Source organism: Streptomyces sp. (assembly GCF_031178505.1).
GTDB classification, from domain to species: Bacteria; Actinomycetota; Actinomycetes; order Streptomycetales; family Streptomycetaceae; genus Streptomyces; species Streptomyces gulbargensis.
In genome coordinates this window covers 1-13,880 of record NZ_JAPSIW010000099.1, presented here as the reverse complement: position 1 = coordinate 13,880, position 13,880 = coordinate 1, and the positions used below count along the sequence as shown (strand labels likewise).

General features: G+C 73.0%; 15 protein-coding genes. 3 read left to right on the top strand and 12 right to left on the bottom strand.

The window, feature by feature from the left end; genetic code table 11:
- Nucleotides 1-346 (bottom strand): TerD family protein (locus RIF68_RS10255; RefSeq protein ID WP_375165686.1); only part of this gene is annotated, 346 nt, incomplete at its 3' end.
- A gap of 64 nt (nt 347-410) precedes the next feature.
- Nucleotides 411-662 (bottom strand): helix-turn-helix transcriptional regulator, encoded by a 252-nt coding sequence (locus tag RIF68_RS10250; protein WP_309050848.1) that lies wholly within the window; start codon nt 660-662, stop codon nt 411-413.
- A gap of 32 nt (nt 663-694) precedes the next feature.
- On the opposite strand from RIF68_RS10250, the gene map reads away from it, so the two are divergent.
- Entirely contained in the window at nt 695-1,462 is a 768-nt protein-coding gene (gene map, locus RIF68_RS10245; RefSeq protein ID WP_309050847.1) for a type I methionyl aminopeptidase, read from the top strand.
- Between the two features lie 29 nt (nt 1,463-1,491).
- On the opposite strand, the gene ggt is transcribed toward map, so the two are convergent.
- The gene (gene ggt / locus RIF68_RS10240) at nt 1,492-3,312 is read right to left on the bottom strand and encodes a gamma-glutamyltransferase (protein ID WP_309050846.1); all 1,821 of its coding nucleotides are present in this window, start codon (nt 3,310-3,312) and stop codon (nt 1,492-1,494) included.
- A 112-nt stretch (nt 3,313-3,424) separates the two neighbouring features.
- On the opposite strand from ggt, the gene RIF68_RS10235 reads away from it, so the two are divergent.
- On the top strand, nt 3,425-4,156 hold the full coding sequence (locus RIF68_RS10235; RefSeq protein WP_309050845.1) for a hypothetical protein: 732 nt from the start codon (nt 3,425-3,427) through the stop codon (nt 4,154-4,156).
- On the opposite strand, the gene RIF68_RS10230 is transcribed toward RIF68_RS10235, so the two are convergent.
- On the bottom strand, nt 4,107-5,351 hold the full coding sequence (locus RIF68_RS10230) for a cytochrome P450 (RefSeq protein ID WP_309050844.1): 1,245 nt from the start codon (nt 5,349-5,351) through the stop codon (nt 4,107-4,109). The genes RIF68_RS10235 and RIF68_RS10230 overlap by 50 nt on opposite strands.
- Before the next feature lie 271 nt (nt 5,352-5,622).
- On the opposite strand from RIF68_RS10230, the gene RIF68_RS10225 reads away from it, so the two are divergent.
- Nucleotides 5,623-7,137 (top strand): CocE/NonD family hydrolase, encoded by a 1,515-nt coding sequence (locus RIF68_RS10225; protein WP_309050849.1) that lies wholly within the window; start codon nt 5,623-5,625, stop codon nt 7,135-7,137.
- 38 nt (nt 7,138-7,175) lie between these two features.
- On the opposite strand, the gene RIF68_RS10220 is transcribed toward RIF68_RS10225, so the two are convergent.
- The 8 genes from RIF68_RS10220 to RIF68_RS10185 all read right to left on the bottom strand — a co-directional run bounded on the left by RIF68_RS10220 (nt 7,176) and on the right by RIF68_RS10185 (nt 13,836).
- Nucleotides 7,176-8,033 carry an amino acid ABC transporter permease gene (locus tag RIF68_RS10220; RefSeq protein WP_309050843.1) on the bottom strand — a complete coding sequence of 286 codons (858 nt, stop codon included), beginning with the start codon at nt 8,031-8,033 and terminating at the stop codon, nt 7,176-7,178.
- Nucleotides 8,030-8,674 (bottom strand): amino acid ABC transporter permease, encoded by a 645-nt coding sequence (locus RIF68_RS10215; protein ID WP_309050842.1) that lies wholly within the window; start codon nt 8,672-8,674, stop codon nt 8,030-8,032. The genes RIF68_RS10220 and RIF68_RS10215 overlap by 4 nt, the downstream gene beginning before the upstream one ends.
- Before the next feature lie 31 nt (nt 8,675-8,705).
- Nucleotides 8,706-9,623, bottom strand: coding sequence for a glutamate ABC transporter substrate-binding protein (locus RIF68_RS10210; protein WP_309050841.1), 918 nt, complete (start codon nt 9,621-9,623; stop codon nt 8,706-8,708).
- Between the two features lie 14 nt (nt 9,624-9,637).
- A complete protein-coding gene (locus tag RIF68_RS10205) occupies nt 9,638-10,384 on the bottom strand; it encodes an amino acid ABC transporter ATP-binding protein (protein WP_309050840.1) in 747 nt (248 codons plus the stop codon).
- A 204-nt stretch (nt 10,385-10,588) separates the two neighbouring features.
- On the bottom strand, nt 10,589-11,026 hold the full coding sequence (locus RIF68_RS10200) for a DUF6278 family protein (protein WP_309050839.1): 438 nt from the start codon (nt 11,024-11,026) through the stop codon (nt 10,589-10,591).
- A gap of 82 nt (nt 11,027-11,108) precedes the next feature.
- Nucleotides 11,109-11,888: an exodeoxyribonuclease III gene (locus RIF68_RS10195; protein WP_309050838.1), complete on the bottom strand. Its 780-nt coding sequence runs from the start codon at nt 11,886-11,888 to the stop codon at nt 11,109-11,111.
- 43 nt (nt 11,889-11,931) lie between these two features.
- On the bottom strand, nt 11,932-12,564 hold the full coding sequence (locus RIF68_RS10190; RefSeq protein ID WP_309050837.1) for an MBL fold metallo-hydrolase: 633 nt from the start codon (nt 12,562-12,564) through the stop codon (nt 11,932-11,934).
- A 9-nt stretch (nt 12,565-12,573) separates the two neighbouring features.
- Nucleotides 12,574-13,836, bottom strand: coding sequence for an alpha/beta fold hydrolase (locus tag RIF68_RS10185; RefSeq protein ID WP_309050836.1), 1,263 nt, complete (start codon nt 13,834-13,836; stop codon nt 12,574-12,576).
- Between the last annotated feature and the right edge of the window lie 44 nt (nt 13,837-13,880).

Sequence of the window (13,880 nt, the reverse complement as noted above, 5' to 3'; positions counted from 1 at the left end):
TCAGGTAGAGGCCCGGCACCTGGCCGAACGTTCCGCCGTCGCAGGAGGCGGCGATGACGATCCGCTGCACGGCGGGCTCCACGCGACCCGTGTCGATCTCCAGCCAGTCCGCGACCGTCCGCCCCTCTCCCGCCACCCTCCCCGCGTGCCGCACGGCACCGGTGGCGTGGGACAACCGGTTGTAGAAGACGAGGTCACCGTCGTCCCTGACCCTGCCCGAGGCGTCGAGCAGCAGCGCCGAGGTGTCCACCTCCGGTACGCCGTCCCCGGGGACTCCCCGGACCACCCCGACCCGCCACACCTGACCGGCAACACCGAGGTTGCCCCCCTTGATGATCTGCGTCACCGCGCCATGCTGACACGCCGCCCCGGGCGGTACCACCGTTCCGGCGGTTTCCCTCCGGGGCGGCTCAGGCGGGCAGCGGGGAGCAGTGCACGACCAGATCGTCGAGGGAGAGGCCGAGGACGCCGGCGAGGGCGGCGACGGTGAAGAAGGCGGGGGTGGGGGCCCGGCCGGTCTCGATCTTGCGGAGCGTTTCGGCCGAGAGGCCGGCGGCCGCGGCGATCTCGGCCATCGACCGCTCGCCGCGCGCCTCGCGCAGCAGGAGGCCGAGGCGTTCGCCGCGCTCGCGCTCTTCGGGGGTGAGGGGTGTGCGCACCATGACACCATTCTAATACCGGTATAGTAATTGGCATGGTGGAGATCAAGACGAACGCGAATCTGCGGGCCATGCGCGAGGCGGGGCGGGTGGTGGCGCACGCCCTCGCGGCCGCTCGGGAGAAGGCCGCGCCCGGTGTGACGCCCCGGGAGCTGGACCGGGCGGCCCGCGCGGTGCTGGACGCGGCGGGGGCCGGGTCGCCGTTCCTCGGCTACCGCCCCGAGTGGGCGCCGACGCCCTTCCCGGCCGTGCTCTGCGTGTCGGTCAACGACGCGATCGTGCACGGCATCCCGGACGGCACCCCGCTCGCCGACGGGGATCTGGTCTCGGTCGACTGCGGGGCGCTGCTCGGCGGCTGGGCGGGCGACGCGGCGGTGAGCTTCACCGTCGGCCGGGCGCGGCCCGAGGACACCCGGCTCGTCGCCACGGCCGAGGAGGCCCTGGAGGCGGGCATCGCGGCGGCCGTCGTCGGCAACCGGATCGGGGACATCGCCCACGCCGTCGGCCGGGTCTGCCGCCGGGCGGGCTACGGCATCCCGGACGGCTTCGGCGGCCACGGCATCGGCCGGACCATGCACGAGGACCCGGGCGTCCCCAACGAGGGACGCCCGGGCCGGGGCATGCCGCTGCGCCACGGGATGGTGCTGGCGATCGAACCGATGCTCATCGGCGGCGGGGGCGACGACCACTGCACGGCACGGGACGGCTGGACGGTGCGTACGGTCGACGGCTCCCGCGCCGCGCACGCCGAGCACACGGTGGCCGTGACGGACGACGGCCCCCGGATCCTGACGGCGCCGTAGCCGCCGGGCGCCCCGGCCCTGTACCCGCCCTACCGGCCCGGTGCCGGGCGGACGACCATCGCCGAACCGCCGCCCCTGCGGACGGTCTCGGCGGCGGCCAGCCAGCGGCCGTCCGGGAGGCGCTGGACCCCGGTGGCGGCGCCGATCTCCGGGTTCTGCCGGAAGGCGTGGCCGATCCGCTCCAGCTCCGCCCTCAACGGGCTGTTCCAGAGCTCGGGTTCGAGCTCCGTCGTGGCCTGGTTGCGCTGGCTGGCGCGCGGTGCGGCGATGGCGTCGACGAGCGGCAGGCCGCGGTCCACGACCCCGGTGAGGGTCTGCAGGACGGTGGTGATGATGGTGGCGCCGCCCGGCGAGCCGAGGGCCAGGACGGGCCGGTCGTGCCGGTCGAGGACGATCGTCGGGGACATGGAGGAGCGGGGGCGCTTGCCGGGGCCGGGCAGGTTCGGGTCGTGCACGGCGGGCGACGCGGGCGCGAAGGAGAAGTCGGTCAGCTCGTTGTTGAGCAGGAAGCCGCGGCCGGGCACGGTGATGCCGCTGCCGCCGGTGGACTCGATGGTGAGGGTGTACGCGACGACGTTGCCCCACTTGTCGGCGACCGTCAGATGGGTGGTGTTCTCGCCCTCGTACGTCGTGGGCGCCGCCGGGCCGCCGGTCGCGCAGGGCACCGGCCGGCGGGGGTCACCCGGCGCGAGCGGGCTGGTCAGGGCGGCGTCGTCGCGGATCAGGCAGGCCCGGGAGTCGGCGTACCGCTGGGAGAGCAGCTCCTTGGTGGGGACGGGTTCGAAGGCGGGGTCGCCGACCCAGCGGCCCCGGTCCGCGAAGGCGATGCGGCTGGCCTCGATGAACCGGTGGAGGTAGCGGCCCTGGGAGGCGCCGGCGAGGTCGGTGCCCTCCAGGATGTTGAGCGCCTCCCCGACGCCGGTGCCGCCGGAGGAGGAGGGCGCCATGCCGTACACGTCGAGGCCGCGGTAGCCGATCCGGGTCGGCTCGCGGAACAGGGTCCGGTACGACGCGAGATCACGCTCCGTCAGGTCGCCGGGCCGCACCTTGCGGGTGGCTCCCTCGCGGACGGGGGGCGTGCGGACGGTGTCGACGATGTCCCGGGCGATCGGTCCCCGGTAGAGCGCGCCGACGCCGTGGCGGCCGAGTGTGTCGTACGTACGGGCCAGGTCGGGGTTCTTGAGGACGCTGCCGACCACGGGCAGCTTTCCGCCGGGGAGGAAGAGGTCGGCGGAGGCCGGGAAGTCCCGGAAGCGGGCCTCGTTGGCGGCGGTCTGGGCACGGAAGGTCGCGTCGACGGTGAAGCCGTCGCGGGCGAGGCGCTCGGCGGGTTCGAGGAGCGTGGCGAGCGGCTTGCTGCCCCAGGCGTCGAGCACGGTTCTCCAGGTGGCGGGGGTGCCGGGGGTGCCGACGCCCAGGCCGCTGGTCATGCCCTCCTCGAAGGGGATGGGCCGGCCGTTCTCGGTGAAGAGGCCCGCGTCGGCGGAGAGCGGGGCGGTCTCGCGTCCGTCGACGGTGTGGACGGTGCGGGTCCTGGCGTCGTAGTGCACGAAGTAGCCGCCGCCTCCGATGCCGGCCGAGTACGGCTCCGTGACGCCGAGCGCGGCGGCCACCGCGACGGCGGCGTCGACGGCGTTGCCGCCCTTGCGCAGGACCTCGATGCCGGCGGCGGAGGCGTCGGCGTCGACACTGGCGACGGCTCCGCCGTACCCGGTGGCGACGGGTGTCTTGACCGGCGCCGGCCTCGGTGGGGCGCCGGCGGGCGCGGCGGGCGGGGCGGCGGCTCCCGTCGAGAGTGCCGTCGTGACGACGGCGAGCGCGGAGAGCCATCCTGCGGCGGAGCGGCGCATTCCTACCTCCTGTCAGCCGGTCGGCGACCGTCCGCGCACTGTAACTTCCGCGCGCCCCCGTCGTCAGGACCGCCTCGAACGCGGGAGCGGCGGGTCGATAGCATGCGCGGCCATGGACGAGGACCTGCGCAACATCGTGCTCGGCGTGCTGGCGACGGGGGTCAGCGCCTCGCTGGGGTGGCTGGGGCGCACGTATCTGTGGCGGCGCGGGCTCCGCCGTCAGCGGGCGTTCTTCGGGCTGCCCGCCGGTGCCGAATGCCTGCTCGTGGTGAACAAGGAGTCGGGCACCGACCGTTCGGTGCACCGGTACGACGTGTTCGCCCTGCTGGAGCTGTCGGCGCTCATCAAGGACTGCGGCGCGCTGGCCAGGATCACCCCCCACGACCAGGCGCACCAGGGCTTCGGCGACCGGACCGAGTTCTGCCTCGGGGGGCCGTACAGCAACCGCCGGACGGGCGCGCACCTGGCCACCCTGCTGCCCGGGGTGACCGTGAACGTGGAGGTGGAGCCGGGCCCCGACCGGGGGGCGTTCGTGATCGGCCGGGAGACGTACCGGCCGGAGGCGGGGGTCGCCGAGTACGTGCTGCTCGCCCGGCTCACGGCGGGTGAGGGCGGCCGGCCGGTCTTCCTCTTCTGCGGGCAGCGGGCGATCACCAACCAGGCGGCCACCCGCTATCTGGCCCGGCATCACAGGGCGCTCGCCCGCCGGCACCGCTCGGGCTCCTTCGTACTGCTGCTGAAGGTGGTGAACTCGGGGGCCTACGGGCCGGACGTGGTGGAGCTGGTGGCGGACGTCACGCGCGAGGCGACGACCGTGCCCGCAGCAGCACCGGCAGCGACGTGACGCCGTTGATGAAGTTGGAGACCAGGCGGCGGGGCGGCCCGGCGAGTTCCAGGCCGGCGCAGCGCTCCCGCACCACGTCGTACAGCACGCCGAGCTGGAGGCGGGCGAAGTGCGCGCCGAGGCAGACGTGGGGTCCGTCGCCGAAGGACACGTGAGGGTTGGGGCCGCGCCCGAGGTCGAGCCGGAGGGGATCGGGGAAGACGCGCTCGTCGTGGTTGGCGGAGGGGTGGAGGACGACGACCTTGTCGCCCGCGGCGATCCGGACGCCGGCGAGCGCGGTGTCCCGGGTGGCGGTGCGGCGGAAGGTGAGCACCGGCGGGTGGACGCGCAGGAGTTCCTCGACGGCCGTGTCGAGGAAGACCTCCCCGTTCCACAGGCGGGCCTGTTCGCGGGGGGACCCGGCCAGGGCGAGCAGCCCGCCGGGGGCGGCGCTGCGGACGGTGTCGTTGCCCGCGACGGTGAGCAGGAAGAAGAACATCTCCAGTTCGGCGTCGGCGAGGGCGGAGGTGGCGAGGGAGGTCATGACGTCGTCGGCGGGGTGGCGCCTCTTGTACGCGGCGAGGTCCTGCGCGTAGGCGAACATGTCGGCCAGCCGCGCGGGTGACCGGGGGTTGACGGGCCGGCCGGACGCGTCGAGGACGGGCGGCTCATCGGGGTCCTGGTAGGCGATGACCCGTTCGGTCCAGGTGTGGAGGAGTCCGCGGTCGTTCGCGGGGACGCCGAGCAGGTCGGTGAGGTTGAGCAGCGCGTAGTCGTCGGTGACGGTACGGACGAGGTCGGCCGGGCCGCCGCCGGCGAGGGCCGCGTCGATCAGGCGGTGGGCGCGTGCGCGGGCGGTCGCGGTGAATCGTCCGACACGGCCGGGGGTGAAGGCGCGGCTGACGAGCCGGCGCAGCCGGCCGTGGGCGGGCGGGTCCTGGTTGAGCATCATGCGCCGGATGAAGGGCAGGTCGGCGGGGTCGGGGTCGCGGATCTGGGTGGCGCCGAGGTGGGAGGAGTACGTCCCGGCGTCCTTGAGGACGCGGACGACGTCGGCGTGGCGGCTGACGGCCCAGAAGCCGGGCCCCGCGGGCCAGCCGAGCACTTCGTACTCCTCCTGCCACGCGACGGGCGCGTGGTCGCGAAGGGCGCGGTAGGCGTCGTGCGGGAGGCCTCGGGCGTAGCGGCGCGGGTCGAAGACATCGGTGTGCTCCACGGGCCAAGCCTGAGGGCGGCGGCGGGGTGGCGCAATCGTTACCCTCGCGTAACTTACCGACTGGTTACCTCCGGTAAGCGCTCCCGGTTACCGTCAGGTCACTTCGCACCGTCCCCACCGGTGACACCACGAGGAGCACCCCGTGAACGACCCCCGCCAAGACCCCGCCGCCACCCCCGGGCCGAGCGTCGCGCCCGCTCCGGGCGCCGGCGCCCGCGCCGCCGCGCGCCGCGCGCTCCGTACCGCCTCCGCCGGTGCCGCCACCGCCGCCCTGCTGGCCGGAACGGTCCTCGCCGCCGCCCCGGCCGCCCACGCCGAGGACGGCGTCTCCGTCCGCTTCGTCGACATCGCGGGCGACGGCGGCACCGTCCTCAAGGCGAACGTCGTCACCCCGGCCGGAACCGGCGGCGGCGCGCGGCACCCCGTGATCGTGCTCCCCACCAGCTGGGCGATGCCGCAGATCGAATACCTGGCCCAGGCCCGCAAACTCGCCGACTCCGGTTACATCGTGGTGAGTTACAACTCGCGCGGCTTCTGGCAGTCCGGCGGCGAGATCGAGACCGCCGGCCCCCGGGACGTCGCCGACGCCTCCCGGGTCATCGACTGGGCACTCGCCCACACCCCCGCCGACCCGGCCAAGGTCGGCATGGCGGGGGTGAGTTACGGCGCCGGGATCAGCCTGCTCGCCGCCGCCCACGACCCCCGGGTCAAGGCCGTCGCGGCGCTCAGCGGCTGGGCCGACCTCATCGACTCCATCTACAGCGGGCGCACGCAGCACCTCCAGGCCGCCGCCCTCCTCGGCGGCGCCGGACACCTGACCGGCCGGCCCGGTCCCGAACTCCAGGAGGTGCTCGGCGACTTCCTCTCCTCCAACCTGGCCAAGGAGGAGGACATGATCGCCTGGGGCCGCAAGCGCTCCGCCGTGACCCACCTGGACCGGCTCAACGCGAACCGCACCGCGGTCATGCTCGGCAACGCCTGGGGCGACACGATCTTCCCGCCCAACCAGTACGCGACCTTCTTCGAGAAGCTCACCGGCCCCAAGCGCCTGGAGTTCCGCCCCGGCGACCACGCCACCGCCGAGGCCACCGGGCTCCTGGGCCTGCCGAACGACACCTGGACCAGCGCCCACCGCTGGTTCGACCACCACCTGAAGGGCGCCGCCAACGGCGTCGACCGGGAACAGCCCGTCCAGCTCGCCTCCCGCTCCGCCGGCGGCTACGAGGGCTACCCGGACTGGAAGTCGGTCAACGCGCACCGGGAGCGGATCGCCCTCGACGACACCGAGCACGTGTGGGCGAACGTGGACTCGGGGGCCTCCGGCGGCGTCGTCCTGCTCTCCAACCTGCTGGACCAGTTCCTGCGGACCCCGCCCGCCGTCTCCGTCCCGCTCCTCCCCCGCTCGTTCGCGGCCGTCTGGCAGTCCGAGCGGTACGACTCGGTCCGCAAGGTGCGCGGGACGCCGCTGCTGCACACCACCGTCACCCCGACGAAGGAGAGCGGCACCCTCGTCGCGTACCTGTACGACGTCGGCCCGCTGGGCGTCGGCAAGCTCGTGAGCAACGCCCCGTACACCTTCCACGGCAAGACCCCGGGCCGGCCGTTCGCCGTCGACCTGGAGCTGTTCTCCACGGCGTACGACGTCCCGGCCGGGCACCGGCTCGCCCTCGTCGTGGACACGGTCGATCCGCTCTACATCGAGCACAACCCGACCGGCGCGCAGCTGACCTTCTCCTCGCCCGCCGCCGACCCGTCGTACGTGTCGGTACCGCTGCGGGAGGAGTGATCACCGGCTGCTGCCGGGCGGGCGTGACCCGCGCGGGCCTACTCCCGGCCCGGCAGCACCGTGCCCTGCTCCGCCGGGGCGACGTCGACGGCCCTGGTCTTCGGATTGCGGCGCTCCCGCCGCGCCACCCAGGTGGCGAACCAGGAGAGCAGCATGCACATGCCGATGTAGATCGGTGAGACGACCAGGACGACGGGGATGAACGGCAGGTCGTAGTCGAGGTTCGAGGCGATCAGCTTGCCGGCGTGGAGGAACTCCTCGTAGGTGATGAGGAAGCCGAGCGAGGTGTCCTTGAGGGCCACGACGAGCTGGCTGATGATCGCCGGCAGCATCGCGCGGACCGCCTGCGGTACCAGGACGTACGTCATGACCTGCGTCTTGCGCATGCCGAGCGCGTAGGCGGCCTCGCCCTGGCCCCGGGCGACCGAGTGCACGCCGGCGCGGAAGACCTCGGCCAGCACCGAGCCGTTGTAGAGGGTCAGGCCGGCGACGAGGGCGGGCAGCGGCTGCACCTTCAGCGCCACGAAGATGAAGAAGATCATCACGAGGACGGGCATGGCGCGGAAGAACTCGACGACCAGGGTCGCGAGCCACCGCAGGACCCGGTGCTCGGAGAGGCGTCCGGTGGCGAGGACCGCACCGAGCGCGAGCGAGAGCACCGAGGCGTACGCGAAGGCCTTCAGGGTGTTGCCGAGGCCCGTGAGCAGCAGCTCCTGGATGCCCTCGTAGGCGAACGGCGACCATTTGGTGGAGGTGAACTGGCCGGTGTCGAAGAGGAGGTACAGGATCCATCCGGCCAGGGCGAGGATCACCAGGGTCGACAGCAGGCCGTAGAGGAGGTGGCGGCGCCGGGCGCGCGGCCCGGGGACGTCGTAGAGGGCGGTGGCGCTTGTCATCGGGCGACTCCCCAGCGCTTCTCCAGGACGTTGAAGAGAACGCTGATGGTGAGGGTGATGAGCAGGTATCCGACGGCGATCCAGACGAAGGTCCAGATGATGCTGTAGCCGAGCTCGCTCAGCGTCTTGTAGGTGCCGAGGAGTTCCGTGACGCTGAAGGCGCCGGCGATGGCCGAGTTCTTGGCCAGGGCGATCAGCGTCGAGCCGATGGGCGGGATGACGGAGCGGAAGGCCTGCGGGAGGACGACGGTGCCGAGGGTCTGCGCGAAGGTCATGCCGAGGCTGCGGGCCGCCTCTCCCTGGCCGCGCGGGACGGTGTTGATGCCGGAGCGCAGCGCCTCGCAGATGAAGGCCGAGGTGTAGCAGCCGAGGGCGAGGACCGCGAACAGCTCGAAGGGCAGGACCAGGCCGAAGCGGGGCAGGCCCAGCATCACCGCGAAGAACAGCAGGGTGAGCGGGGTGTTGCGCAGGACGGTCACCCAGGCGGCGCCGAAGACCCGGAAGGATCCGACGGGGGCGACCCGGAAGGCGGCCATGACGAAGCCCAGGACGAGGGCGAGCGCCGAGGCGTAGACGGTGAGTTCGACGGTGCCGAGGAAACCCTTGCCGTAGAGCGAGAAGTTGTCGGTCAGGACGTCCATGCCGGTGACTCCATGTCGGGGGCTCCTGCGGTCAGCTCGCCGGGTAGCGGTCGATGGCGGGCGGGGCGGGGGCGGGCACTCCGGAGAGTCCGAGGGTGGCGTCGTACGCCTTCTTCCAGTCGCCGTTCTTCTGGTGGGCGGCGATGGCGTCGTCGAGGGCGAAGCGCAGCGCGTCGTCCTCGCGGGGGACGCCGATGCCGTACGGCTCCTCGGAGAACGGCCTGCCCACCACCTTGAGCTCGTCGGGCACCTTGGCCGCGTATCCCATGAGGATGGTGTCGTCGGTGGTGACGGCGTCGACCTGGAAGGTCAGCAGGTTGTCGACGCAGACGGAGTAGGTGTCGTAGGCGACGAGTTCGGCCTCGGGGTGGTCGCGTTCGATCCGCTGGTACGGGGTGGATCCGGCGGCCGAACAGACCCGCTTGCCGGCCAGGTCCTCGGGGCCCCGGATGCCGTGCTCGTCGGTGCGGACGAGGAGGGACTGCCCGGCCTGGTAGTAGGGGCCGGCGAAGCCGACGAGCTTCTTGCGGTTGTCGTTGATGGTGTAGGTGCCCACGTAGTAGTCGATCTGGCCGTTCTGCAGGGCCGTCTCGCGGTTGGCGGAGGCGATCGTGCGGAACTCGATCGTCGCCGGGTCGAAGCCGAGGGAGGCCGCCATCATCTTGGCGATCTCGATGTCGAAACCGGAGTAACGGCCGCTGGCGGGGTCCTTCTCCCCCATGTACGGCTGGTCCTCCTTGGCGCCGACGACGAGCCGGCCGCGCTTCTTGGCCCGGTTCCAGGTCGGCGAGCCGGACAGGGTGAAGGCCGACGCGACCCGGTAGACGGGGAGTTGGTCGGGCTGCGGGCCCTTGACGGGCGGGCTGCCCTCCTTGCCGCAGCCGCCGAGCAGGGCCGCGGTGGCGAGCAGGGCGGTGAGGGCGGCCACGATCCGGTGCGTACGCTGCATGGTTCCCACCCCGGTCAGTGCTTGAGGATCTTGGAGAGGAAGTCCTTGGCCCGGTCGCTGCGCGGGGCGGTGAAGAAGTCCTCCGGCGGGCGGTCCTCGACGATCCGGCCGTCGGCCATGAACACGACCCGGTTGGCGGCGGAGCGGGCGAAGCCCATCTCGTGGGTGACCACGACCATGGTCATGCCCTCGTGGGCGAGCTGCTGCATGACCTCCAGGACCTCGTTGATCATCTCCGGGTCGAGCGCGGAGGTGGGCTCGTCGAAGAGGAGGGCCTTGGGGTCCATGGCGAGGGCGCGGGCGATGGCCACGCGCTGCTGCTGACCGCCGGAGAGCTGCGCGGGGTACTTGTCGGCGTGGTCGGCGAGGCCGACCCGGTCGAGGAGTTCGCGCGAGCGCCGGTCGGCCTCCTCCTTCTTCCGCCCGCGGACCTTGATCTGCGCGAGGGAGACGTTGGCGAGGACGGTTCTGTGGGCGAAGAGGTTGAAGGACTGGAAGACCATGCCGACCTCGGCGCGCAGCCGGGCGAGCGCCTTGCCCTCCGCGGGAAGGGGCTGCCCGTCGATGCGGATCTCGCCCGATTCGACGTTCTCCAGGCGGTTCATCGCCCGGCAGAGCGTGGACTTGCCGGACCCGGAGGGGCCGATGACGACGACGACCTCACCGCGGCCGACGGTGAGGTTGATGTCCTGGAGGACGTGCAGCGTGCCGAAGTGCTTGTTCACGTCACGCAGTTCGATCAGCGGATCGACGACGGCCATACGCTGCCCTGCCCCATTTCTCAGCGGTGTCGCGGTCAGCGCAAACTATCCACCAGAAAAAGGGCCTTCACGCCCGACACGCACGAAAACGGCGATTACCCGTATTTACTGCGGATGAGTGAGGGGGGTGGGGCGGACGGCGGTACGGGACGGGCACGGGCGACCCCCGTAGCGCGGACCGCGGCGGCGCGGGGCGGCCGCGGTTCAGGCCTCGGCGGCCTCCGCGTACACCTGGGAGAGCTCCGGCGATCCGGTCATGGCCCAGTCGAGACCGGCCTCGACCACCGGGATCTCCCGGCCGGAGGCCAGCCGCACCACCGGCCCGCCGCCCGGCGGGACCTCCCAGTGGGCGCCGGGCACGTTCCGCACGACGACCGTGCCGAGATAGAGGCCCGCGTCGTTCCCCACCCAGGGCAGCTCCTCGGGGTCCTCCCGCCAGAGCGGCGGCAGCTGATCGAGCTCCTGGAGGGAGCGCGGGCTGTCGTCGAGCACCACCCCGGTGGCCTCGACACGGGCGCGGAGCAGCTCGCACTCGGCGAGCAGTTCCGCCACGCCCTCGGGGTCGCGGTCGAAGGCGGCGGCCAGGGGCGCCACGCCCGCCGCGGGCCGCTTGCGCCACTTGTCCAGAAACGGGATGTTCATCCGAACAGCGTCGCACCGGCACCGGCAGGTCCACCACCCGGCGCGCGGAGATCATCCGGTGGGGGCCCGGGGGCCCCGCCGGTCACACGTCCAGGTCGACCACGACGGGCGCGTGGTCGGAGGCGCCCTTGCCCTTGCGCTCCTCGCGGTCCACGTAGCTGTCGGTGACGGCCTCGGCGAAGGCCTTGTTGCCGTACACCAGGTCGATGCGCATGCCGCGGTTCTTCGGGAAGCAGAGCTGGCGGTAGTCCCAGTACGTGAAGGGGTGCTCGTACTTGAGCGGGCGGGGGACCACGTCGGTGAGGCCGGTCTCGCGCAGGCCTGCGAGCGCGGCCCGCTCGGGCTCCGTGACGTGGGTGGCGCCCTCGAAGAGGGCGATGTCCCAGACGTCGTCGTCGGTCGGGGCGATGTTGTAGTCGCCGAGGACGGCGAAGGGCCGGTCCCCGGCCGCGTCCTCGGCGACGGCGGCCTTCAGGGCCTCCAGCCAGCGCAGCTTGTAGGCGTAGTGCTCGTGGGCGACCTCGCGGCCGTTCGGCACGTAGACCGACCAGACGCGGACGGGGCCGCAGGTGGCGGAGATCGCCCGCGGCTCCTGGATGCCCTCGAAGTCGGGGCCGCCGGGCAGGCCGGTGACGACGTCCTCGAGGCCCACCCGGGAGACCAGGGCCACGCCGTTCCACCGGCCGGTGGCGTTGACCACCGACTCGTAGCCCAGCGCGCGCAGCTCCTCGGCGGGGAACTGCTCGGCGGTGCACTTGGTCTCCTGGATGCACAGCACGTCGGTGCCGCTGCTCTCCAGCCAGGCCAGGAGACGGGGCAGCCGGGCGGTGATCGAGTTGACGTTCCAGGTGGCGATGCGCATGGGTGCCAGCCTACTGGCGGGCACCGACAGCCGCCGTCGCCGCTCAGACCTCGGCCGAGGCCCCGGAGGCCAGGCGGCCGTGGTCGGTGCCGCCGAGCGCGCCGATCTGGCGGTCGTAGATCGGCCGGGCCAGGTCGGTGAGCAGGGCGTCGTGGATGTCGTAGGCCCGGCGCGGCCGGACCTCGCGCACGTAGTCGATGACCTCGGAGATCTTGTTCCACGGCGCCATCACGGGCAGCAGCAGGGTGTCCACCGGCCGGCCGGGGACGGTGAGCGCGTCGCCGGGGTGGAAGACGGTGCCGTCGACCAGGTAACCCACGTTGGTGACGCGCGGGATGTCCGGGTGGATCACCGCGTGCAGCTCGCCGTGGACCTCCACGTCGAACCCGGCCGCCGTGAAGGTGTCGCCGTTCCCGACGGTGTGCACCCGTCCCGGGAAGGCCGCCGAGAGCTGGTCGGCGACGCTGCGCAGCGTCCAGATCTCGGCGGCCGGGTTGGCCTCCAGGGCGGCGCGGAGCCGGCCCTCGTCGAAGTGGTCCGGGTGCTCGTGGGTGACGAGCAGGGCGTCGGCGCCGGTGACGGCGTCCTCCTCGGTGAACCCGCCGGGGTCGAGCACGAGCGTCCGGCCGTCCTTCTCCAGGCGGACGCAGGCGTGGGACTTCTTCGTCAGCTTCACGGCGCCAGCCTACGCGGGCGGCGTGGTCTCCTCCTCGACGACGCGGGTGACGACCCGCAGCGCGGTGTCGGCGGCCGGGAGGCCGCAGTAGACCGCCGCGTGCAGTACGATCTCCCGCAGTTCACGGGGCGAGAGGCCGTTGCGCAGCGCGGCCCGGGTGTGGTCGGCGAGGGCCTCGCGGTGACCGCCGGCGATGAGCGCCGTGAGGGTCACGACGCTGCGGGTGCGCCGGTCGAGGCCGTCCCGGCTCCAGACCTCGCCCCACGCGTACCGGGTGACGAGCGCCTGGAAGTCCTCACCGGCCTCGTCGGCGAGGGCCTGGTCGACGTGGGCGTCGCCGAGCACCTCCCGGCGCAGGCTCAGACCGCGGTCGTACGGGTCGGGACGGCCGGCCTCGGCGGGCGCGGCGGCCGGGGCGGCGGGGGCGGGCTCGGCGGGCGGCACCGGTGCGGCGGCCGGGTAGGGCGGCACGATGAGGGTGCCGCTGGTGTCCTGGACGGTGCTCGCGAAGTGGTCCATGAGCAGTTCCGTCACGGCGGCGGGCTGCTCCACGGGCGCCAGGTGCGAGGCGCCGGGGACGACCGCGAGCCGCGCGTCGGAGATGCCGGCGACCAGGGTGCGGGCCTCGGCGGGACCGGTGACCTGGTCCTCGGAGCCCACCAGGACGAGCGCGGGGACGCCGATGCCGCCGAGTGCCTCCCGGACGTCGAAGACGGCGAGGGCCTCACAGGCGGAGACGTAACAGGCCGGGTCGGTCGTCCGGACCATCTGCACGGCCCAGTCGACGATGGCGGGCTGCGCGCCGGCGAAGACCGGGGTGAACCACCGCTCGGGCGCGGTGCGGGCCATCGGCTCCAGGCCGTTCGTCCGGACGATCACGCCGCGCTGGCGGAACTCGTCGGCGGTGCCGAACCGGGGCGAGGTGGCGACCAGCGCGAGGGAGGCGACCCGGTGCGGCGCCCGCAGGGCCAGGTCGAGCCCGACGGCCCCGCCGAGGGAGCAGCCGGCGTAGCCGAAGCGCGGGATGCCGAGCGCGTCGAGGGTGGCCAGGAGCCGGTCCCCGAGCTCGGCGACGGAGGTGAAGGGCTCGGCGGGCGCGCCCCCGTGCCCCGGCAGGTCGAAGCGGACGACGCGCCAGTCACGGGTGAGCTCCGGTATCTGCCGGTCCCACATGTGGAAGGTGGTACCGAGGGAGGGCCCCAGGACCAGGACCGGAGCGTCGTCGCGCCCGTCGACGCGGTATTGCAGGGTGTTCGTCGGTGTATCGCTCACCCGCCAGACCCTCTCATCTCTCGCACGGACCCCTCCAGCGGGGG

Excerpts from the sequence above, each read along its gene's own strand:
- RIF68_RS10205 (WP_309050840.1), bottom strand. The coding sequence starts at position 10,384 with ATGGCCGTCGTCGATCCGCTGATCGAACTGCGTGACGTGAACAAGCAC.
- RIF68_RS10200 (WP_309050839.1), bottom strand. The coding sequence starts at position 11,026 with ATGAACATCCCGTTTCTGGACAAGTGGCGCAAGCGGCCCGCGGCGGGC.
- RIF68_RS10220 (WP_309050843.1), bottom strand. The coding sequence starts at position 8,033 with ATGACAAGCGCCACCGCCCTCTACGACGTCCCCGGGCCGCGCGCCCGG.
- ggt (WP_309050846.1), bottom strand. The coding sequence starts at position 3,312 with ATGCGCCGCTCCGCCGCAGGATGGCTCTCCGCGCTCGCCGTCGTCACG.
- RIF68_RS10235 (WP_309050845.1), top strand. The coding sequence starts at position 3,425 with ATGGACGAGGACCTGCGCAACATCGTGCTCGGCGTGCTGGCGACGGGG.
- RIF68_RS10210 (WP_309050841.1), bottom strand. The coding sequence starts at position 9,623 with ATGCAGCGTACGCACCGGATCGTGGCCGCCCTCACCGCCCTGCTCGCC.
- RIF68_RS10215 (WP_309050842.1), bottom strand. The coding sequence starts at position 8,674 with ATGGACGTCCTGACCGACAACTTCTCGCTCTACGGCAAGGGTTTCCTC.
- map (WP_309050847.1), top strand. The coding sequence starts at position 695 with ATGGTGGAGATCAAGACGAACGCGAATCTGCGGGCCATGCGCGAGGCG.
- RIF68_RS10250 (WP_309050848.1), bottom strand. The coding sequence starts at position 662 with ATGGTGCGCACACCCCTCACCCCCGAAGAGCGCGAGCGCGGCGAACGC.
- RIF68_RS10195 (WP_309050838.1), bottom strand. The coding sequence starts at position 11,888 with ATGCGCATCGCCACCTGGAACGTCAACTCGATCACCGCCCGGCTGCCC.